15 protein-coding genes are annotated in these 21,831 nt (G+C 72.9%); 5 read left to right on the forward strand and 10 right to left on the reverse strand.

The features are described 5' to 3' along the window. Nucleotide 1 precedes the first annotated feature (1 nt). The 7 genes from AB0447_RS06065 to AB0447_RS06095 all read right to left on the reverse strand — a co-directional run bounded on the left by AB0447_RS06065 (nucleotide 2) and on the right by AB0447_RS06095 (nucleotide 9,984). Nucleotides 2-2,029 carry an NADPH-dependent 2,4-dienoyl-CoA reductase gene (locus AB0447_RS06065; RefSeq protein ID WP_366475274.1) on the reverse strand — a complete coding sequence of 676 codons (2,028 nt, stop codon included), beginning with the start codon at nucleotides 2,027-2,029 and terminating at the stop codon, nucleotides 2-4. A 149-nt stretch (nucleotides 2,030-2,178) separates the two neighbouring features. Then, entirely contained in the window at nucleotides 2,179-5,205 is a 3,027-nt protein-coding gene (locus tag AB0447_RS06070; RefSeq protein WP_366475275.1) for a glycoside hydrolase family 38 C-terminal domain-containing protein, read from the reverse strand. Nucleotides 5,206-5,245: 40 nt separating this feature from the next. Then, complete coding sequence (locus tag AB0447_RS06075; RefSeq protein WP_366475276.1) at nucleotides 5,246-6,061, reverse strand: carbohydrate ABC transporter permease; 816 nt, start codon at nucleotides 6,059-6,061, stop codon at nucleotides 5,246-5,248. Beyond that, nucleotides 6,058-6,879: a sugar ABC transporter permease gene (locus AB0447_RS06080; protein WP_366475339.1), complete on the reverse strand. Its 822-nt coding sequence runs from the start codon at nucleotides 6,877-6,879 to the stop codon at nucleotides 6,058-6,060. The genes AB0447_RS06075 and AB0447_RS06080 overlap by 4 nt, the downstream gene beginning before the upstream one ends. A gap of 56 nt (nucleotides 6,880-6,935) precedes the next feature. Next, nucleotides 6,936-8,267, reverse strand: a complete 1,332-nt coding sequence (locus AB0447_RS06085; RefSeq protein ID WP_366475277.1) for a sugar ABC transporter substrate-binding protein — start codon at nucleotides 8,265-8,267, stop codon at nucleotides 6,936-6,938. Between the two features lie 138 nt (nucleotides 8,268-8,405). Next, nucleotides 8,406-9,326 (reverse strand): serine/threonine dehydratase, encoded by a 921-nt coding sequence (locus tag AB0447_RS06090; protein WP_366475278.1) that lies wholly within the window; start codon nucleotides 9,324-9,326, stop codon nucleotides 8,406-8,408. 16 nt (nucleotides 9,327-9,342) lie between these two features. Next, nucleotides 9,343-9,984: a TetR/AcrR family transcriptional regulator gene (locus AB0447_RS06095; protein ID WP_366475279.1), complete on the reverse strand. Its 642-nt coding sequence runs from the start codon at nucleotides 9,982-9,984 to the stop codon at nucleotides 9,343-9,345. Nucleotides 9,985-10,165: 181 nt separating this feature from the next. Here AB0447_RS06095 and AB0447_RS06100 point away from each other — a divergent pair, with 181 nt between their 5' ends. From AB0447_RS06100 to AB0447_RS06120, 5 genes are all read left to right on the forward strand, one after another. Next, a complete protein-coding gene (locus tag AB0447_RS06100) occupies nucleotides 10,166-11,845 on the forward strand; it encodes a ricin-type beta-trefoil lectin domain protein (protein ID WP_366475280.1) in 1,680 nt (559 codons plus the stop codon). Continuing rightward, the gene (locus AB0447_RS06105; RefSeq protein WP_366475281.1) at nucleotides 11,845-14,157 is read left to right on the forward strand and encodes an alpha-N-acetylglucosaminidase; all 2,313 of its coding nucleotides are present in this window, start codon (nucleotides 11,845-11,847) and stop codon (nucleotides 14,155-14,157) included. Before AB0447_RS06100 ends, AB0447_RS06105 begins: the two co-directional genes overlap by 1 nt. A gap of 158 nt (nucleotides 14,158-14,315) precedes the next feature. Next, a complete protein-coding gene (locus AB0447_RS06110; RefSeq protein WP_366475282.1) occupies nucleotides 14,316-14,501 on the forward strand; it encodes a hypothetical protein in 186 nt (61 codons plus the stop codon). 65 nt (nucleotides 14,502-14,566) lie between these two features. After that, entirely contained in the window at nucleotides 14,567-16,177 is a 1,611-nt protein-coding gene (locus AB0447_RS06115; protein ID WP_366475283.1) for a molybdopterin-dependent oxidoreductase, read from the forward strand. 367 nt (nucleotides 16,178-16,544) lie between these two features. Further along, nucleotides 16,545-17,627 carry a YncE family protein gene (locus tag AB0447_RS06120; protein ID WP_366475284.1) on the forward strand — a complete coding sequence of 361 codons (1,083 nt, stop codon included), beginning with the start codon at nucleotides 16,545-16,547 and terminating at the stop codon, nucleotides 17,625-17,627. Between the two features lie 138 nt (nucleotides 17,628-17,765). Here AB0447_RS06120 and AB0447_RS06125 read toward each other — a convergent pair whose 3' ends face one another. From AB0447_RS06125 to AB0447_RS06135, 3 genes are all read right to left on the reverse strand, one after another. After that, the gene (locus AB0447_RS06125) at nucleotides 17,766-19,034 is read right to left on the reverse strand and encodes a cytochrome P450 (protein WP_366475285.1); all 1,269 of its coding nucleotides are present in this window, start codon (nucleotides 19,032-19,034) and stop codon (nucleotides 17,766-17,768) included. 55 nt (nucleotides 19,035-19,089) lie between these two features. Next, a complete protein-coding gene (locus AB0447_RS06130; RefSeq protein ID WP_366475286.1) occupies nucleotides 19,090-20,337 on the reverse strand; it encodes an Ig domain-containing protein in 1,248 nt (415 codons plus the stop codon). Nucleotides 20,338-20,421: 84 nt separating this feature from the next. Beyond that, nucleotides 20,422-21,315 carry a LysR family transcriptional regulator gene (locus tag AB0447_RS06135; RefSeq protein WP_366475287.1) on the reverse strand — a complete coding sequence of 298 codons (894 nt, stop codon included), beginning with the start codon at nucleotides 21,313-21,315 and terminating at the stop codon, nucleotides 20,422-20,424. Nucleotides 21,316-21,831 lie beyond the last annotated feature (516 nt).

Raw genomic sequence — 21,831 nt, forward strand, 5'->3', positions numbered from 1 at the left:
GTCAGAGGGTGGCGGCCAGCTCCGTGCCCTGGCGGATGGCCCGCTTGGCGTCCAGTTCCGCGGCCACGTCGGCGCCGCCGATCAGGTGGGCGTCGATGCCGGCCGCGCGGAGCTCCTCGTACAGGTCGCGGCGGGGTTCCTGGCCGGTGCACAGGACCACGGTGTCGGCGGGGACGAGCCGGGGCTCGCCGTCGACGGTGATGTGCAGGCCCTCGTCGTCGATGCGCTCGTACGTGGCGCCGGCGACGGTGGTGACCCCGCGGTGCTTGAGCTCCGCGCGGTGGATCCAGCCGGTGGTGGTGCCGAGGCCGGCGCCGACCTTGGTGGTCTTGCGCTGGAGCAGGTGGACCTCGCGCGGGGTGGCGGGCCGCTCGGGGGCGGTGAGGCCGCCGGCTGCGGCGTACGAGGGGTCCACGCCCCAGTGCCGGAAGTAGACCTCCGGGTCCTGGGCGGCGCCTTCGCCGCTGTCGGTGAGGTATTCGGCGACGTCGAAGCCGATGCCGCCGGCGCCGAGGACGGCGACGCGGCCGCCGACGGGCGCGCCGTCGCGCAGCACGTCGAGGTAGCTGACGACGGACGGGTGGCCGACGCCCTCGATGGCGGGGATGCGCGGGGTGACGCCGGTGGCGACGACCACCTCGTCGTAGCCTTCGAGGGCTGCGACGTCGGCGCGGGTGTTGAGGCGGACCTCGATGCCGTCGAGGGCGGCGAGGCGGTTGCCGAAGTAGCGGATGGTCTCCTCGAACTCCTCCTTGCCGGGGATGCGGCGGGCGATGTCGAGCTGGCCGCCGATCCGGTCGGCGGCCTCGAAGAGGGTGACGGCGTGGCCGCGTTCGGCGGTGGACACGGCGCAGGCGAGGCCGGCCGGGCCGGCGCCGACGATGGCGACGCGCTTCTTGCGCTGCGTGGGCGAGAGGACCAGTTCGGTCTCGTGGCAGGCGCGCGGGTTGACCAGGCAGCTGGTGATCTTGCCGCTGAAGGTGTGGTCGAGGCAGGCCTGGTTGCAGCCGATGCAGGTGTTGATGGAATCGGCGGCCCCGGCCCGGGCCTTGTTGACGAACTCGGCGTCGGCGAGGAAGGGGCGGGCCAGCGAGACCAGGTCGGCGCGGCCCTCGGCGAGCAACTGCTCGGCGACCTCGGGGGTGTTGATGCGGTTGCTGGTGACCAGTGGGACGCTCACCGCGCCCATCAGCTTCTTGGTGACCCAGGTGTAGGCGCCGCGCGGGACGGAGGTGGCGATGGTGGGGATGCGGGCCTCGTGCCAGCCGATGCCGGTGTTGATGATCGTCGCGCCGGCCGCCTCGATCTCCTTGGCGAGGTGGACGACCTCGTCGAAGGTGGAGCCGCCGGGGACGAGGTCCAGCATGGAGAGCCGGTAGATCAGGATGAAGTCGGCGCCGAGGGCCTGGCGGGTGCGGCGGACGATCTCCAGCGGGAAGCGGACCCGGTTCTCGTACGAGCCGCCCCAGCGGTCGGTGCGCCGGTTGGTGGCGGCGGCGATGAACTCGTTGATCAGGTAGCCCTCGGAGCCCATGATCTCGACGCCGTCGTAGCCGGCGAGCCGGGCGAGGCGGGCGGCCCGGACGAAGTCCTCGACGGTCTGCTCGACCTCGTCGTCGCTGAGCTCGTTCGGGACGAACGGGCTGATGGGGGCCTTGAGGGCGCTCGGGGCGACCAGGTCCTTGTGGTAGGCGTACCGGCCGAAGTGGAGGATCTGCATGGCGATCTTCCCGCCCGCGGCGTGCACGGCCTCGGTGACCACCCGGTGCTCGGCGGCCTCTTCCTCGGTGGTGAGGCGGGCCCCGCCCTCGAAGGGGCGGCCGGCGTCGTTGGGCGCGATGCCGCCGGTGACGATGAGCCCGGCACCCCCGCGCGCCCGCTCGGCGTAGAAGGCGGCGAGCCGCTCGAAGCCGCGCTCGTGCTCCTCGAGGCCGGTGTGCATCGAGCCCATGATCACGCGGTTCGGCAGGGTGGTGAAACCGAGGTCCAGGGGGCTCAGCAGGTGCGGGTACTGGCTCTGCGGGCTCATGGGTGGGCGCCTCCTCGCGCGGGTGTGATGACCCTGTTGTAGCGAGGCGGACCCTGTTTTGCAACTAGGTGCACAATCCCTTCGGGTCCTCGGCCCCGCCGCCACAGGCCCCACCGCGGGGGCCTGTGGCGGACCTCACGGACCCGGCCTCAGCCCCGGCCGAGGCGGAGGGTCAGGATCTGGAAGGGGCGGAGGGTCAGCGGAAGGGTGCCGGCCGGGTCGGCGGGGTGGAGGGCGGTGGGGTTCAGGGGGCGTTCCAGCAGGTCCGACTCGGTGGCGGCGGTGACCGGGAAGGAGGGGGTGAGCACCGCCCGGGCCCGGCCGCCCCGGGACTCGTACAGCCGGACGATCACGTCGCCGCTGCGGTCCTCGGCGAGTTTCACCGCCTCGACGACCACCGCGGGGTTGTCCACGGCCAGCAGCGGGGCGACCGGGCCCGCGCCGAGGACGGTGCGCTCGGGGAGGTTGATCCAGTGGCCCTCGCGGACCGCGTCGCCGATCGTCGCGCCCGGGGCGAGGGCGAAGCGGAGGGTGTGGCGGCCCTGGTCGGTCTCCGGGTCCGGGTAGCGGGGGGCGCGGAGCAGGGAGAGCCGGACCGTGGTGGTCTGGCCGCCGTCCGGGCGCACGGCGCGGGTCACGTCGTGGCCGTACGTCGAGTCGTTGACCACCGCCACGCCCCAGCCGGGCTCCTCCGCGTGGATCCAGCGGTGGGCGCAGATCTCGAACTTGGCGGCCTCCCAGGAGGTGTTGGTGTGGGTGGCCCGGTGGACGTGCCCGAACTGGGTCTCGGAGGCGGAGCGTTCGGCCTTCACGTCCAGCGGGAAGGCCGCCTTGAGGAACTTCTCCGTCTCGTGCCAGTCGACCTCGGTGGTGAAGTCGACCGTCTTCGCGCCCGCGCGGAGGGTGACGGACTGGACGACCGTCGAGCCGTCGCCGAAGCCGCGGACGGCGGTGACCGTGGCCGCCTCGGGGGTGGATTCGGTGAGCTCCAGGCTGTCGACGGCCACCAGGTCGGTGACCCGGTTCCGGTAGAAGGCGTCGACGTCCCAGGCGTCCCACATGTTCGGAAAGTCGGGGTGGATCTGAAGGAGGTTCGCCGCCCCGCCGGGGGCGACCGCCTCGCGGTCCGCCGCCAGGTCGTGGACGGAGACGAGCAGCCCGCGGGCGTCGATCTCGATCCGCAGGTGCCCGTTGCCGAGGACGTGGCCGCCGCCGTCCCCGGCCTCCACCGTCACCGGGGCGTCCGCGCGCTCCGGTACGGCCGCGCCCCCCGCCGGGATCCCGCGCCGCGGGTGCGGCGCACCGTTGAAGACCAGCTCGGTGGTGCCCTCGCCGGCCAGCGCGGTCTGCGCGGCGGTGATGACCTCCTCCAGCTCGGCCCGCACCCGCGCATAGGTCTCGCGGGCCTCGCGGTGCACCCAGGCGATGGAGGAGCCCGGCAGGATGTCGTGGAACTGGTGGAGGAGGACGGTCTTCCAGATCCGCTCCAGCTCCTCGTACGGATACGGGAAGCCGGGCACCCGCACGGCGGCGGTGGCCGCCCACAGCTCGGCCTCGCGCAGCAGCGACTCGCTCTGCCGGTTGCCCTGCTTGGTCTTGGCCTGCGAGGTGTACGTGCCGCGGTGCAGCTCCAGGTACAGCTCCCCGGCCCAGACCGGAGCGTCCGGATACTCGGCGTGCGCCTTCGCGAAGAAGGCGTCCGGGCGCTCGATCTCCACCCGCGGGGAGCCCTCAAGGTCCTTCTGCCGCCGGGCGCGGGCGAGGTGTTCGCGGGTGGGGCCGCCTCCGCCGTCGCCCCAGCCGAAGGGGGCGAGCGAGCGCGAACCGCGGCCCTTCTCCCGGTAGTTGCGTGCGGCATGGGCGAGCTGGGGGCCGCCGAGGTCGCAGTTGTAGGTGTCGACGGGCGGGAAGTGGGTGAAGACGCGGGTGCCGTCGATGCCCTCCCACCAGAAGGTGTGGTGCGGGAACTTGTTGACCTGCGACCAGGAGATCTTCTGGGTGAGGAACCATCGGGAGCCGGTCAGCTTGACGATCTGCGGCATCGCGGCGGTGTAGCCGAAGGAGTCGGGCAGCCACACCTCGTGGGTCTCGATGCCGAACTCGTCCATGAAGAACTTCTTGCCGTACAGGAACTGCCGGACCATCGCCTCGCCGCCGACCATGTTGGTGTCGGACTCCACCCACATGCCGCCCACCGGCACGAACTGCCCGTCCACGATCTTCTTCTTGATCCGCTCGAAGAGTTCGGGCCGGTGCTGCTTCATCCAGTCGAGCTGCTGCGCCTGGGACATCGCGAAGACGAACTCGGGGTGCTCGTCCATCAGGTTCACCATGTTGGACGTGGTGCGCGCCACCTTGCGGACCGTCTCCCGCAGCGGCCACAGCCAGGCCGAGTCGATGTGGGCGTGGCCGACCGCGCTGATCCGGTGCGCGGAGGCGTGGGCCGGGGCGGCCAGCACTCCGGCCAGCCGGGCGCGCGCGGCCGCCGCCGTGCCGGGTACGTCGCCGAGGTCGACGGCGTCCAGCGCCTGGTCGATGGCCCGCAGGATCTCGTACCGCCGGGCGTCACCGCCGGCGAGCTGCACCATCAGGTCGTAGAGGACTTCGAGGTCCTGTACGAGTTCCCAGACCTCGGGCTCGAAGACGGTGAGGTCCATCCGGGCGAGCCGGTAGAGGGGCTGGTCGCCGCAGGTCAGCCGGTCGCCCTCGGAGGTGGCGGAGTGGTCCACGAGGATCGGGTTGGAGGCGGCCTCCACGTACCACTCGATGCGTTCGCCGCCCTCGGCCGCGTCGGCCACCCGCACCCAGTCGTTGTACGGGTTCAGGGCCTTGATCTCGCTGCCGTCGGCCCGGTGCACCAGGCCCTCGCACTGGAAGCCGGGCATCATCCGGTCGAAGCCGAGGTCGAGGACGGCTTCGACGGTGCGGCCGGCCCATTCGGCGGGGACGGCTCCGGTCAGCCGGAACCAGGTGGTGCCCCAGGCCGGGCCCCAGGTCTCGCCGATCGCGCAGGGCTCGTAGGGGGCGGCCAGGCCATCGGCCACGGACACCGGCTCGCCGGGGGCCTCCCAGCGCTCGGCGGTGAGGGGGACCGAGCGGGAGCGGACGGCGGGCTTGATGCGTTCCGCCAGCACGCGGCGGAGGCGGTGTTCGGTGATGCTGCGGTCGTCGTGCATACGGCTGCTCCAGGGTGAGTGCCGGACTGGTGGTGGCGGTTCAGAGCTTGACGGCGCCTTCGCCGACGCCCTTGAAGAAGAAACGCTGGAGGGCGAAGAAGAGGAGCATCATCGGGAGGAGCGCGGCCATCGCGCCGGCCGCGATCAGCCGCTGATCGTTGACGGTGGTGGCGCCGGCCAGGGTCTTCAGGCCCAGTTGCAGGGTGTAGTGGTCGCTGTCGGTGAGGACCAGCAGGGGCCAGAGGAAGTCGTCCCAGGCGCCCATGAAGCTGGTGATGCAGACGACGGCGAGGGCGCCCCTGGCGGCGGGGAGGAACACCCGGGTGAACCGGGTCCACTCGTTGGCCCCGTCCAGGACGGCCGCCTCCTCCAGTTCCCGGGGCACGGCGAGGAAGGCCGCCCGCATGATCATGATGTTGAGGACGGAGACGGCGCCGGGCAGCCAGACCCCGATGAGGGTGTCGACCAGCCCCATCTCGCGGATCGTGAGGAACATCGAGATCATCACCGACTCGAAGGGGAACATCAGGGTGGCGACCAGGACGGTGAACACCGCCTTCCGGCCCTTCCACCCCGGCCGGGACAGGGCGTAGCCGCCCATCGCCGCGAACAGCAGGTTCGAGGTGACGGCGAGGGCCGCGACGACCAGTGTGTTGCCGACGTACTGGAGCAGCGGGAAGGACTCGGCGACCCGGAGGTAGTTGTCCAGGGTGGGCTGCGAGGGCAGCACCCCCTCGTACACGTTCTCGGTGCGGCCGCGGATCGAGGTCAGGAACTGCCAGACGATCGGGCCGAGCATCACCACGAGCACCAGCAGCAGGGTCAGGTAGCGGCCGGTCCGGCCCAGCCGGCTCATTCCTCGTCCCCCTTCGACAGGCGGCGGCCCAGCAGGCTGAAGACCAGCGTCAGCAGGAACAGCAGGATGGACAGGGCGGCGGCGTAGCCGGTCTCGCCGGAGAAGCCGAGGCCGACCTGCCGGATCAGGAAGGGCAGGGTGCGGGCGCCGCCGCCCGGTCCGCCGGACTCGCCGCCGAGGATGTAGATCTCGGTGAACACCCGGAGGGCGGAGATCGCGGAGAGGGTGCCGACCAGCAGCATCATCGGCTTGACCTGGGGGACGGTGATGCTGAAGAAGCAGCGGACCGGGCCCGCCCCGTCGAGGGCGGCCGCCTCGTAGAGGGAGGCGGGGACGTTCCCGAGGGCGGCGAGGTAGAAGACCATGTAGTAGCCGAGGCCCTTCCACACGGTGACGATCATCGCGGAGACCAGCAGCATGGTGCTGTCGGTCAGGAACGGGACCGGTTCGGAGACGAGGCGCAGCTTCAGGAAGACCGTGTTCACCAGCCCGTCGCTGCGCAGCACCCATTGCCAGATCAGGCCGACGACGACCGCCGAGGCGATGACCGGGGTGTAGAAGGCGGAGCGGAAGAAGCCGATGCCGGGGATCTCCGTCCGGACGAGGACGGCGAGGGCCAGCGGCAGCAGCACCAGGGCCGGTACGACCACCGCCAGGTAGAGGACGCTGTTCCCGGCGGCCAGCCAGAAGTCGGGGTCCTCCAGGGCCCGGGAGTAGTTGTCGAGGCCGACGAACCGGCCGCCGCGCAGGATCTGGGCGTCGGTGAGGGACAGGATGACGGTGTTGACGAACGGCCACAGCGAGAACACCGCCACCATGGCCAGACCGGGGGCGAGGAACAGGTAGGCGGTCCACCGGCTGCGGTGGCGGGCCGTCACCTCTTGGCCGCGTGGGTGAGGAGCTTGTTGGCCGCCTCCTGAGCCTTCCTCACCGCCGTCTTGGCGTCCTGCTCCCCCTTGATGGCCTTCTGCATCTCGCGGACCACGGCGTCGCCGACCTGGTTGGTCCACTGGACCGGGGTGTTGGCGTCCAGGGCGGCGGTCTTCAGCTGTTCGGCGCCGATCGCCCTGGCCAGTGTCTCGGCGTCCCGGCCGTCGCCCCGGTCCGAGAAGTACGGGTCGGCCAGGCCCCGGGCGTTGGAGGGGTAGATGGTGGCGTTCTTCGAGAACGCGACCTGGTTGGGGCCGTTGGTGACCCACTTGGCGAACTCGGCTGCCGCGTCGAGGTGTTCGGTGTCCTTGCGGATGCCCAGCGACTGGGCGTAGATGCCGATGTGGCCCAGCGTGCCGGTGACGGCGCCGGCGACCTGCGTCCGGGCGTAGACCTGCGGTGCGTTCTGTTTGATGTCCTTGACGAAGCCCGGGGAGCCGGGGCCGAAGGCGATCTTCCCGGCCCCGTAGAGCTGGTTGACGTCGTCCGCCTTCATCAGCGATTCCCTGGGCATGGCGCCCATGTCGTACAGCTTCTTCATGCGTTCGACCCAGGCGACGGCCCGGTCGGTGTCGAAGGTGAAGGCGTCCTGTTTCTCGTTCAGGATGGGGATGCCCATCTTCTGCCAGTCCCCTGGGAGCCTCCCCTTGGGGTCGGCCATGAAGGCGGAGAAGGCACCGCCGGACTTCGCGGCGATCTGCTCGGCGTAGTCGAAGAACTGGTCGACGGTGGCCGGCGGTTTGGCGGCGTCCAGGCCGGCCTTCTCGAAGAGGTCCTTGTTGTAGGTGAGGATCTCGGGGGTCACGTACCAGGGGTAGGCGTACACGCCGTCGCCCTTGCCGGGGAGTCTGAACTGCTCCCAGGCGCCCGGGACGTATTCCTGGGCGATGTGGCCGTCGAGTTCGGCGACGTCGGCGAGCATGCCGCGGTCGGCGAGCAGCTGGAAGGAGTCGGTGGAGAGGTTGACCACGTCCGGGAGGGCGCCGGCCTGGGCGTCGGCGACGAGCTTCTCGTTGTAGCCGTCGCCCGGGACGTCCTCCCAGGTGATCTCGACCTCGGGGTACTTCTGCTCGAAGGCGTCGATGACGCCCTGTACGTACCCGGTGAAGGCGGGCTTCAGCTGGAGGGTGCGGAAGGTGATCTTGCCGGCCACCTTGCCGGTCCGCTCCGCCTCCCCCACCTCCCCCGCGCCGCCCAGCCCGCATGCGGAGAGGGCGGCCAGCGAGCCGGCCAGCAGCGTGGCGAGAGCAGTCCGGGTGATGCGCGAACGGGTCATCGTTGCCGCCTCTTCGAGGAGTTCCGGCCACTCTGCCGGAGGGCGGTGCCCACGTTCGCCCGCGGCCGGGACGGCGTCAACGACGCCCTTGCCGCTGGTGGCCGGAACTGCACTAATGCGCTTTAGCGCATACGGGAGTCAGAGGCCCGCCGGGTCGGTGTTCGCCCCGCACAGCACGACGGCGACCCGCTTGCCCAGAGGGGCGGGCGCGGTGCGGAGCGCCGCGAGTGCGGTGGCCGCGCCGTTCTCGACGACCAGCCGGTGCTCCTCCCACAGGGCGCGCCGGGCCTGCGTGATCGCGCTGTCCGGTACGAGTACGGAGTTCACGTCCGGGTGCCGGGCGGCCCGCAGGGCGTCGGCTGACACCCGGGTGGCGCCCAGCGAATCGGCGGCCACCGAGTCGACCGGGACGTCCACGGGCCGGCCGGCCGCGAGGGCGGCGTTCAGGGCCCGGCAGTTCTCCGGCTCGGCCGCCACGATCCGTACGCCGTACTCGCGGGCGGCGGTGGCCAGGCCGGCGAACAGGCCGCCGCCGCCCACCGCGACGACCAGCGTGTCCAGTCCGGGAAGACCGGCCAGGACCTCCTCGAACAGGGTGCCGGCGCCGGCCGCGATCAGCGGGTGGTCGTAGGCGTGGCTGCTCAGGGCTCCGCTGTGGGCGGCGAACTCCCGGCAGGCGGCGAGGGCTTCGGCGTACCGGTCGCCGACGAGCCGGACCTCGGCGCCGTAGCCGCGCAGCCGTTCGACCTTGACCCTCGGGGCGGTGGCGGGCAGGAAGACGGTGGCCGGGATGCCGTGGGTGCGGGCCGCCCAGGCGCAGGCGAGTCCCGCGTTGCCGCCGGAGGCGATGGTGACCCCGGCCTCGGGCAGCGCTCCGGCCTCGGCGTGCGCGGCGAGGAAGTTGTGGGCGCCGCGTGCCTTGAAGGAGCCGGTGTGCTGGAGGTGTTCGAGTGCGTACCAGATGCCGTCGGCGGCGGGCGCGACGGTGACCGGGCGGACGTGTCCGGCGATGCGGCCGGCGGCGGCGCGGATGGCGGCGTGGTCGAGCTGCTGTTCCATCGGGGCGGGCCCTTCGTCAGGAGGCGGGGCGGGCGTCTTCGATCAGGCGGCGCAGGGCGCCGTAGTACACCTCGTGGTCGGTCAGTACGGGCAGCAGGGCGGCCGTGTGGCCGGTGAGGGCCGGGAACCGCTCGGGGTCGAGGGCGGCCAGCGCGGCGCGGGACGCGGCGGTGGCGGCCGCGGGGTCGCGGTGGTCGACGAAGGCGGCGCTGCCCAGGGTGAGCAGGTAGAGGCGGCGGTAGACGGTCATGGCCTGCTCCGGGGCCATGCCGGCGGCGAGGCTGTCGGCGATCTGCGGCTCGACCAGGCGGGCCAGCAGCCGGCGGCCCATCCAGGGCCGTCCGCCGCGCAGGATCAGCAGCCCCGGGTGGGCGGTGAGCAGCCGGTAGAGGGCGGTGAAGCGGAGTTCGGTGGCCTCGGCCCAGCCGGTTCCGGCGGGCACCTCGGGCAGCAGGCCCGCCAGGTGCTCGGTGCACAGGTCGAGCAGGCCGGCCAGGTCGGTGCAGCGGCGCTGCACGGTGGCGTGGGAGACGTCGAGGCGGTCGGCGAGGGTGCGGAAGCTCAGCGCGCCGGGGCCTTCCTCGTCGATGAGGCGGAGGGCGGCCACCGCGATGGTCTCGGGGGTGGCGCGGTCCAGGGCGGCGGATGTCCTCGGCATGGGATACACCGTAACAGACGCTGTCACGTACGCCGTATCAACTCCTTCGTGTGACACCGGCTGCCGCCTAACCGGTGGTTGTGGGCCGCTGAGCGCGCAAGGGCGTTGACAGTGGGTAGCCACCTCGCTGCACTGAGCGCACGACAGCCCGTCGGTACGCCCCCCACCCCAAGGAGACCCCGTGCCGCCTCGCCTGCGTGCGCTCCCCGGCTGCCTCACCGCCGCCGCCCTGATCGCCGTATCCCTGGCCGCCGCCCCGGCGGTCGCCGAGCCCACCGCGACCTGGGACACCCCGCTCGCCCTCACCCCGCCCATGGGCTGGAACAACTGGGCGCACTACATGTGCGACATCGACGAGCAGAAGGTGATCGCCAACGCCGATGCCCTGGTCTCCAGGGGACTGGCCGCCAAGGGGTACGACACGGTGACCGTGGACGACTGCTGGATGACCAGGAGCCGGGACGCCGAGGGCAACCTGGTGGTCGACCCGGTGAAGTTCCCCCGCGGCATGGCCTGGCTCGGCGAGTACCTGCACGCCAGGGGGCTGAAGTTCGGGATCTACCAGGACGCCGGATACCTCACCTGCGAGCGCTACCCCGGCAGCGGCGTCCCGAACGGCGGCGGCGCCGACCACTTCGCGCAGGACGCCCGGCTGTTCGCCTCCTGGAAGGTGGACTACGTCAAGATGGACGGCTGCAACATGTGGGTGCCGCCCGGGAAGACGAAGGAACAGGCCTACCGCGACGCGTACAACTCGGTCGCGCGGGCGCTCCGTGCCAGCGGCCGCGCCATGGTGCACTCGGCCTCCGCGCCCGCCTACTTCCAGCAGGGCGAGTGGGGCGGCCCGGACTGGCACAAGGTGCTCGGCTGGGTCCGCGAGACCGGGCAGCTGTGGCGCGAGGGCCGGGACATCAAGGTGTACAACCCGACCGCGCCGAACACCGCCCGCTGGAGCTCGGTCCTCGGCAACTACGGCTACAACCGCTGGCTCGGCCGCTACGCGAGCCCCGGGAACTGGAACGACCCGGACTTCCTGATCGCGGGCGCGCCCGGACTCACCGACGAGGAGAGCCGCAGCCAGGTCGCCCTGTGGGCGATGATGGCGGCCCCCTTCATCCTGTCCTCCGACGTCGCGGCGATCAGCGAGGCCGGCCTGGCCGCCCTCACGAACGACGCGCTGATCACCCTCGACCAGGACCCGCTGGGCCGGCAGGGCGCGGTGGTGTCCACCGACGGTACGTTCGACGTGCTGGCCCGGCCGCTGGCGAACGGCGACCGGGCCGTCGCCGTGCTCAACCGCTCCGGAACCGCCCGCAACACGTCGGTGCCGCTCACCGGCATCGGCCTGCACTCCTGCACGGTGGACGCCACCGACCTGTGGACCGGCAGGACGGCCGCCGTCTCGACCGCGCTGACCGCGCGGGTCCCCGCGCACGGCACCGCCGTCTGGCGGCTGAGCCCGCGCGGCTGCGCCAAGGCCGTGCCCACCGGGCAGATCACCGGCGAGGGCACCAAGTGCGCGGACGGCGAGAACACCACCGGGGTGGGCGCGGTGGTCATGAACGCGTGCACGGGCGGCGCCGACCAGCGGTGGATCCTGGGCCACGACCGGACGGTGCGGCTGCTGGGGAACTGCCTGACGGCCGGGCCGGACGGGGAGGCCGCCCTGCGGGACTGCACCGGCACCGGAGCCGGGCAGCGCTGGACGCACCGCCGCGACGGGGCCCTGGTCGAGAACGGCAGCGGGCGCTGCCTGGACGCGCCGGCCACCCCGGCCGTACCGGACGCGACCGCGCCCCCGCTGCGGCTCCGGCCCTGCGGGGACCACGCGGTCAACCAGACCTGGGCGCTGCCCGTCTGATGCGCCGGATCACCATCGGAACGAAGACCACGGCACTGGCGCTGCCCAGTGCCCTGCTCGCGCTGCTCGCCCTGCTGGGCCTGGGGGCCGTCCCGGGGGCCGCATCGGAGCCCGGGTCCCGCCCGGGGCCTGGGGCGGGGGCCCGGACGGGGCCGGGGCCTTGGTCCGCCCCCGCCCGGCCGGCCGGGGCTCCGTCCGGGCGGGCCGTCGTACCCGCCTTCGACGGGGCGCCGGCGCGGGCCGCGCTGGAGCGCCTGCTGCCGCGGCACGCCGACCAGTTCACCCTGGAGCCCGGCGTCGCCGGGCCCGGCGGCGGGGACGCCTTCACGGTGTCCGGAACGGCCGGCCGGATCACCGTCCGCGGCAACACCCCGGCCACCCAGCTCACCGGAGTGGGCTGGTACCTCCAGCACGTGGCCGGGGCCGACATCGGCTGGCCCGGCGACAGCCTCGGCGAGCTCCCCGCGGTGCTGCCGGCCGTGCCCGAGCCGGTCGGCCGGAGCGCGCTGGTGCCGCACCGGTACGCGCTCAACGACACCGACGACGGCTACTCGGGCCCGTACCGGTCCTTCGCGCAGCACCAGCGGCAGATCGACCTGCTCGCCCTGCACGGCATCAACGAGGTGTTCGTGCAGGTGGGCGGCGAGTACCCGTACTACCGGGCGCTTCAGGGCTTCGGCTACACGGCCGAGGAGCTGCGCGCATGGATCCCCGGGCCCGCGCACCAGAGCTGGTGGCTGCTGCAGAACCTGAGCGGTTTCGGGGGCCCGGTCAGCGAGCAGCTGCTCACCGCGCGGGCCGCGCTGGGCCGACAGGTGGTGGAGCAGGTCCGCGGGCTGGGCATGACCCCTGTGCTGCCCGGCTACTTCGGGACCGTCCCGCCGGGATTCTCGGCGCGGAACGGCTCGGCCTCGGTGATCCCGCAGGGCGACTGGGCGGGCTTCGACCGGCCCGACTGGCTGGACCCGACGGACCCGGTGTTCGCCCGGCTGGCCGCCGCCTACTACGCCGAGCAGCGCGCCGCGTTCGGGGACTCGGCCATGTACCGGATGAGCCCGCTGCACGAGGGCGGGCAGACCGGGACGGTGGACGTGCGGGCTGCCGCGGGCGCGGTGCAGGCGGCGCTGCACGCCGCGCATCCGGGGGCGCTGTGGGCGGTGCTTGGCTGGCAGGACGATCCGACCGCGGAGCTGCTGGCCGGGGTGGACACCTCCAGGCTGCTGATCCTGGACGGGCTGTCCGACCGGTACAACCGCCTCGACAGGGAGACCCGTTGGGGTGGTACGCCGTACGCGCTGGGCACCATCTACAACTTCGGCGGGCACACCACCATCGGTGCCAACACCTCGGTGTGGATCGACCGGTTCGCGGCCTGGCGCGGGAAGGCCGGCAGCGCGCTGCGCGGGATCGCGTACCTGCCGGAGGCGACCGGGACCAATCCGGCGGCCTTCGACCTGTTCACCGATCTGGCGTGGGAGCCGGGGCCGGTCGACCAGAAGAAGTGGTTCGCGGACTTCGCCGCCCGGCGGTACGGGCGGCCCGACGCGCGGGCCGCGGCGGCCTGGGAGGAGCTGCGACTGGGCCCGTACAGCACCTCCTCGGGGCTGTGGTCGGAGTCCCAGGACAGCCTGTTCACGGCCCGGCCGAGCCTAAGCGTGGCGGGTGCGGCGCACTGGAGCCCCACGTCCATGCGGTACCCGGCGGACCGGGTGCGGCGCGCTCTTGACCATCTGCTGGCGGTGGCCCCGGAGTTGCGCGACTCCAGCGCGTACCGCTTCGACCTGGTGGACACGGCGCGGCAGGCGCTCGCCAACCACTCGCGGGTCCTCCTGCCGCGGATCAAGGCCGCGTACGAGCAGAAGGACCTGGTGCTGTTCCGCCGGCTCACGGCCGAATGGCAGGAAAAGGAGCGGCAGTTGAACGCGCTGACCGGGTCCGACCCCCACTTCCTGCTGGGCGGCTGGCTCGCGGCGGCCCGGTCCTGGGGCGCCGACGAAGCCGAGCGGGACCGGTACGAGTACGACGCCCGCTCGATCCTGAGCGTCTGGGGCCGGCGCAGCACCAGCGAGGGCGGCTTCCTGCACGACTATGCGAACCGTGAATGGGCCGGTCTGACCGAGGAGTTGTACGCGCGCCGCTGGGCGGTGTACTTCGACTCGCTGGAGGAGGCGCTGACGGGCGGGACGGCGCCGCGGGCGATCGACTGGCACGCCTTCGAGGAGTCCTGGGCGCGGCGGACCACCCGGCATGCCACCGAGCCGGCCGGGGACCCGCACACCCTGGCCCGGGAGATCGCCCGAACACTGGTCTGAGGGTCACCCGAGCGGAGGAATCGGCGGCATCGGGCGGGCGTGGCAGCGGCGGCCCGCGGAGGATCAGGGGCGGTCCCGGGTGTGTGCGCGCCCGGCGGCCGCCTCTGGCGCACACCAGTCCCCGTCCCCCGTCCCCCGTCGAAGGGAGTGCACCGGCAATGTCCGACATCGCGCAGGAACGACCCCCGGCCGAGCTCACCGAGGGGGTGGTGGAGCTGCGCAAGCGCGGCGGTGCCGCCGGCCGGCCGGTGGGCCAGGGCGTCGCCGACGACTGCCTGGAGTCCATGGCCCGCCGGGCGGCGGAACGGGCCGGCCACCCCCGTGCGATCGGCTCCCCCGGCTGAGCCCCGGACAGCGGCCTGGTCGTGTCTGCCGGGCGCCGGGCCGCGATGCGGGGTACGAATCGGGGATGGATTCGGGGACGCAGGCGGACGGCAGGGTGCTGCCGGAGCGGTGGCAGGGGCTCGGGGCGGTGGCCGGGCTGGCCGCCGGGTTCGCCGGACTGTGCGTGGCGGAGCTGGCCGCGGCCGCCGTCCGGCCCGAGTCGAGTCCGGTCACGGCGGTCGGCGGCGTGGTGGTCGACCGTACGCCGACGGCCGTCAAGGACTGGGCGATCCGGCAGTTCGGCACCGCCGACAAGCCGGTGCTGATCGCCGGGGTGGTGGTGCTCCTGGCCGGGGTGGCCGTCGTGGCGGGGATGCTGGCGGTGCGGTGGCGCCCGGCCGGGGTGGCAGTGGCCTTCGGCTTCGGGATGCTGGGGGCGGCCGCCGCGCTGAGCCGGCCCGACGCCGGACCGAAGGACGCGCTGCCCTCGCTGGCCGGCGGGACGGCCGCGGCGGCGGTGCTGCTGATGCTGGCCACGGCGCTGGTCCGGCCCCGGCCGGACTGGTGGCCGGCCGGGGCGCGCGGCGCCTGGGCGCTGGACCGGCGCGGCTTCGGCCGGGTGCTCGCCGCCACCGTGGCGGTGTCGGCGGCGGCCGGGCTGGCCGGGCGGCGGCTGGGCGCGTTCGGTTCGGCGGGTGCCACCGCCTCGCGGGACGCGGTGCGGCTGCCACCGCCCGCCTCCCCGGCCGCACCGGTGCCGGCCGGGGCCGACCTGCGGCTGCCGGGGCTGTCCCCGTTCGTGACCCCGAACCGGGACTTCTACCGGGTGGACACCGCGCTGGTGGTGCCCCGGGTCGACGCGGACACCTGGAGCCTGCGGATCCACGGGGAGGGGGTGTCCCGGCCGTTGACCCTCGGCTTCGCGGAGCTGCTGGCCCGGCCGCTGGTCGAGCGGGACATCACCCTGGCCTGTGTGTCCAACGAGGTCGGCGGCCCGTACGTGGGCAACGCGCGCTGGCTCGGCGTACCGCTGGCCGAACTGCTGCGCGAGGCCGGGGTGCGGCCGCCGTCCGCCGGAGGGCCCGCCGATCAGCTGGTGGCCCGCTCGGTGGACGGGATGACCCTGGGCACCCCGGTCGAGACGGTGATGGACGGCCGCGACGCGCTGCTGGCGGTGGGGATGAACGGCGAGCCGCTGCCGTTCACGCACGGCTTCCCGGTGCGGATGGTGGTCCCGGGGCTGTACGGCTACGTGTCCGCCTGCAAGTGGCTGCGCGAGCTGCGGCTGACCACCTTCGCGCAGTACGACGCGTACTGGGTGCGGCACGGCTGGGCAGAGCGCGCCCTGGTGAAGACCCAGACCCGCATCGACACCCCGCGCCCCTTCGCGAAGCCGGCGCCCGGGCGGGTGGCGGTGGCCGGGGTGGCCTGGGCGCAGCACCGGGGCATCGAGCGGGTGGAGGTACGGGTGGACGGCGGGCCGTGGCGGCAGGCCCGGCTGGCGGCCGCGGACGGGGTCGACACCTGGCGCCAGTGGGTGTGGGAGTGGGAGGCGGAGCCGGGCAGCCACACCCTGGAGGCCCGCGCCACGGACGGCACGGGCACCCCGCAGACGGGGATGCGTACGGGCACCGTCCCGGACGGGGCGACGGGCTGGCACACCGTCACGGTCCGGGTGGCGGACCGCTCCGCGTAGGAGGGACGGGGTGGCGGCGGCCCGGGTGTCGAGGCGGCGACGTGCCGGTCGAGTTCGGGATCCCGGGCGAGGGCGCAAGCCAGGACCGCCGGTTCATCGTCTGGGCCGCCCGACAGGACGTGGCCGGCTGAGACGCGAGTGGCCCGCCGGAGGAGTGGCACTCGTACGGATCGCTGGGCCATCCGGGCAGATCGGTAGCCGCCCAGGGCCGAGCCTGCCGTGCGGGACAGAGGACTGACGCCACGATGCTGCTGGTCGCCGCAGCCGGCTTAGGCCGACCGCCGCACCTCGTCACCTCGTCACCTCGTCACCTCGTCACCTCGTCACAGGCTCTCGCAGCACGAAGCGCAGACGTCAGGAGATCCCCATGTATGCCACCCCGCCCCACGAGTGCGCTCGTGTCTCCGAAAAAGCACGTCCGAACCCGGAGGCGAAGCGGGCACGGCACGGGCGGTACGCATGGATCATCGCAGGCACGGCCGCCCTGTTGACGGCGGTGTTGCCCGGCGCCACCCTGCCCGCGGCCGCAACCACGCAGCACGGGTCTGCCGACCGGATCTACGTGGCCGACAGCGGCAGCGACTCGGTATCGGTGATCAGCGCCGAGACCGAAAAGGTCGTCAAGACGATTGCCGTCGGCGACCTCCCGACCGGGGTCGCGGTGGACCCGCCCCGGAGCCGCGCCTACGTGACCAACCTGCTGGCCGACACCGTGTCGGTGATCAACACCAGGACGGAGGAGGTCATCACCACCATCACCGTCGGCGACGAGCCGCGCAATGTGGCGGTGGACTCCACCCGGGCCCGCGCCTACGTGGTCAACGAGAACTCCGACTCCGTGTCGGTGATCAACACCAACACCAACACGGTCGTCGCCACCATCACCGTGGGCGACGAACCGTGGGGGGTGGCGGTGGATCCCGGACGCGCCCGCGCCTACGTGAGCAACGAGACCTCGCAATCCGTGTCGGTGATCAACACTGACACCAACGCCGTGATCGCCACCGTCCCTGTGGGTGTCAACCCGCGGGGACTGGCCGTGGATCCGAGCCGGGCACGCGTCGACGTGACCAACTTCACGGACGACACGGTGTCGGTGATCAACGCCAACACCAACGTGGTCACCGCCACCGTTCCCGCCGGCAACGGCCCGTTCGCGGTCGAGGAGGAGCCGAGCCGCGCCCGCGCCTACGTGGCCGACAACAACCAGAGCGCGGTGTCGGTGATCGACACCACGAGCAACGAAGTGGTCGCCCTCATCCATGTCGGCAACGACCCGAGCGGGGTGGCGGTGGACGAGAGCCGTGACCGCGCCTACGTGACCAACTTCGGCGACGGCAACGTGTCGGTGATCAACACCAAGAAGGAACGGGTCGTCGCCACCATCCGGGTCGGCGGCGGCCCGATCGGAATCGCCCTCGTCGAGCGTGATTCGAAGAGGAACCGCTAGAACCGCAACGACGTTCGTACGGCGTTCGCAGTGACGGGGCCGCAGCCTGGAGGGGCTGCGGCCCCGTCCCATGCCGGGTCCCGGACCCCGATGACCGTCAGGGCTTCGCGGGGGTGCGCTGGACCGGCTGGCGAAGCCCTACCGGTCGCGGGCCGCCGGGGTCAGGCGGACCGGGAGGGATTCGACGCTGTTGCCGATGAAGCTGGGCTGGTGCGGGAGGGCGGGTTCGGGGGTGGCCAGTTCGAGGTCGGGGAAGCGGGCGAAGAGCTGCTCCAGGGCGACGGTGGCCTCCAGCCGGGCCAGGGGTGCGCCGACGCAGTAGTGGGCGCCGTGGCCGAAGGAGAGGTTGCGGGCGGTGGTGGGGCGGGCGAGGTCGAAGCGGGCGGCCTCCGGCCCGTAGGCCTCCGGGTCGCGGCCGGCGGCGGTGTAGCCGGCGAGGACCGGGGTGCCCTGCGGGATGACGGTGCCGGCCAGTTCGAGGTCGCGGGTGGGGTACCGGAACGGGAACCAGCTGACCGGGCCGTCCCAGCGCAGGGTTTCGTCGACCACGTCGTTCCAGCTCGCCTTGCCGGACCGGACGAGGGCCAGCTGGTCGGGGTGGGTGCACAGGGCGCGGACCGCGTTGGTGATCAGGTTGAGGGTGGTCTCGTGGCCGGCGACCAGCATCAGGCGCAGGGTGCCGATCAGTTCGGGCTCGCTCAGCCGGTCCCCGTCCGACGCGCGGGCGGCGATCAGGGCGCTGGTGAGGTCCTCGCCGGGGGCGGCGGTCCGGGCGGCGGCGATCGTCCCCATCAGCCCGACGAGTTCCCGGACGGCGGCCATCGCCTCGGCGGGGGTGGTGTCGGTGGCGATGATGACCTTGTTGGACAGCTCGTGGAGCCGGCCGCGGTGTTCCGGGTCCACCCCGAGGAGCTCGCATATCACGCTCATCGGGAGCGGGAGCGCGAAGTGGCGGCGGAGGTCCGCGGTGCCGTCGGCCGATCCGGCGGCGGCCTCGGCGAGGTCGTCGAGGAACTCGGCCGTCAGGGCCTCGATCCGCGGGCGCAGGCGCTCCACCTGGCGGGCGGTGAAGGCGTTGCCGACCAGGGAGCGCAGCCGCCGGTGGTCCTCGTCGTCGGCGGTGTGCATGCCCTGGGCGTTGGCGAAGACCCGCAGCGGCCAGTCGGGGGTGATGCGGCCGTCCTGCAGGGCGGTGAAGTGCCGGGCGTCCTTGGCCACGTCGGGGTGCGCGAGGAACTCCTTCAGCGCCTCGTGCCCGAGGACCACGGCGCCCGGCACTCCGCCGGGGAGGATCACTTCGGCGACACCGCCCCGGGCCAGCAGCTCGGCGTTGAGGGCGTGGGGGCAGCCGCCGGCCGGGGCGATCCGGTGGGGCGGCAGCACTGCATCGGTCTGCTGTTCGGTCATTTGACGAACAGTGCAGTGTGGCGCCGGGGTTGTTCAAGTGCGGACACGGCCTGCCTCAGAACCAGTTGACGGTGAGGGGGAAGGCGGCGGTGGCGGTGGTGCCGGCGGAGTCGGTGACGGTGGCGGTGATCCGGAGGGTGCCGCCGGCCCAGGGTTTGCCGGTGATGCGGCCGGTGGCGGCGTCGATGGCCAGACCCCAGGGGAGGCCGGTGGCGGTGTGGCGGAGCGGGGGCTTGCCGCCGGTGGCGGTGATCTGGATGGTGCAGGTCTGGTTGAACCTGCAGGTCTGCGGGCCGGGGTCGGCGATCTTCAGGTCACCGGGTGTAGGGGTTGGGGTCGGGGTGGGCGTCGGAGTGGGTGTCGGCGTCGGAGTGGGTGTGGGTGTCGGCGTCGGGGTGGTGCCGCAGCCCGGGGTTGCCTCCCCCGGGAGCGGGACGCGCCAGATCTGGGTGTCGTTCTCCGAACCGGCCAGCAGGGTGGTGCAGTCGGCGTAGGTGAGGATCTCGCCCTGCGGCTGGGCGGGCAGCGCCACGTCCGCGAGCTTGACACCGGAGGTGTCGTACACGGACGCGGTGTTCGCGCCCAGCGGGCCGCCGCTGCGGAGCGCGTAGGAGGCCCCGGAGGGCGAGAACGCGCCGTCGGTGGCGAAGACCGGGCCGGGCCGCACCGGGGTGAGCGTGTTGATCCGGCCCGGTTCGGGCGGCAGCGGGGCCTGGTACAGCCGGCCTGCCGCGCCGATCAGTTTGCTGGCGACGTACAGCCTGCCGGTGGCCGGGTCGGCGAGCAGGGATTCGGCGTCGTGCCGGCCGTCCGAGTAGGCGAAGCGGTACGTCACCGGGGTGACGGTGGCGCTGGTCAGCTGCTCGGGCTCGGGGAAGCTGTGGACCTGGATCTCGGCGCGGGCACCGAAGTTGTCCCCGATGTCGCCCACCAGGATCGCGGCCCGGCCGGCCGCGTCCTTGCCGATGGCCAGGGCCTCCCAGTCGTTGTTGGTGGTACCGGAAACCGTGAAGGTGGCCTTGAGCTGCCCGGTCGGGCCCGAACAGTCCACGGCGAAAACCTGGTTGGTGTTGCCGCTGTCGTTCACGGCGTAGAAGACGCCCGGATGCCTGCGGCTCATGGCGAGGCCGCTGATCTCGGCCATCCCGGCGGGCAGGGTGCACTTCTTCTCGGGGGCGGCGACGGCGGCGGGGGCGGCCGGGCCCGCGTTCATCCAGGCGGCCGCCGGCAGCGGCCACAGGAGCATCGCCAAGGCCGCCGTGGCGAGGGCGGCGGCCCGCGGGGGTGTGAGGAGTCGGGACATGGGCTCAATGTGACGAGCCGTCAGCACAACTGCCAGAGCACTCCCGCACTGTTTGAGCATCGTTCAATGCCGAGGCTGCATGACTCATTGCGCCGGCTCCCGCACCGGTGCGTCGTGCCGGGCGTGCGCGATGAAGGCCCGGGCCGCCCGGCTGAGCGGGCGGCGGGCGTGCGCGATGCCCACCGGGCGCAGCAGCGGCGGGGTGAAGGAGCGGATCTCGGCGCGGTCGCCGAAGGCCCTCAACACCACGTCCCGGTACCAGATCAGGGAGCCGCGGCCGTCCGTCACGCCGGTCACCCAGGCGAGCCGCTCGTCCACTTCCAGGCTGGGGACGGGCCGGACTCCGAGGCAGCTGAACATGGCCTCCATCTCGGTGCGCCGGCCGGTCCCCGGCGTCGGGAGCACCATCGGCAGCCCGTCGAGCAGGCGCAGCGGCACCGGATCGGGCAGCCGGGAGCCGAGGGGCGAAATCAGGACGACTTCGCGCTCCTGGATGTGGTGGGTCGACAGGTCCTTGTCCAGCGGGAGATCGACCAGCGCCAGCTCGGCCCGCCCGTCGGTGATCGACTGGATCAGGGCCTCCCGGCCGTCGTACTGCTGCAATCGCACGTCCACGGCGGGATGGCGGGCGGTGAAGCCGGGCACCAGGTCGGCGGCGAGGTCCAGGGCCAGTGTCGGCGTGGTGACCAGGTTGAGGATGGTGCGTGCGGTGTTCCCGTGGGCTGTCCCGATGTCGTCGATGGCTTCCACCGCGTTCAGTACGGTCCGGGCCAGCCGTACGACTCTGGCGCCCTCGGGGGTGAGCTCCACCCCCCTTCCCCGCCGGGCCAGCAGGTCCACACCCAGGTCACGCTCCATGGCCTGGACGGCCCGGGACAGGGCGGACTGGGCGACGAAGACCGAGGCGGCCGCACCCGTGATGGAACGGCAGTCCGCGACGGCGACGAGGTAACGAAGCTGCGCGAGTGTGGGGGTCATGCCGGGAAGGTAACGGCGCGACCTTGCAGGTGTAAGGGCCCGCAGGTGAACAACTGTTCCGAGCCCGGCGCGGCGTACATGCCGGGTCGGCGACAAGGCATGCCACTCCGGCATGACCGGCCGCTCCCCGCGTACGCCGGCCCACGAGCCGGGAGTGCCCCGCTCCCCCGGCAACCGTGCAGGTCAGCGGCGTGGCCGAGGTGGCACGCAGTGCCCGGCCGGGCCGCCGGACGGACCGGCGGGCGGGGCGGCTGAGCGAAAGCGCGGCTTCCGCATGCCCGTTGACAGTGCAGGAACGCCACCGCACGATGCTCGCGGCATCAGGGATTTTGATCCTTGCTCAAGTCCCCGCACCCCCGCACTGCTTCATTGCGCCGCCCGCACCGCTCGCCGTCCCCGCGTGCCCGTGCCGCTGCCGCCGCCGGACGGCGAGGTCCCGTCACCACCAGCACCGCCGCGCTACCGCACCGAGTACCGCGTCACCGCGTCCGGCCCCACCCGTGAGAGCGGGGATGG

It is taken from the genome of Streptomyces sp. NPDC051211 (genome assembly GCF_040689505.1).
Lineage (GTDB): Bacteria > Actinomycetota > Actinomycetes > Streptomycetales > Streptomycetaceae > Streptomyces.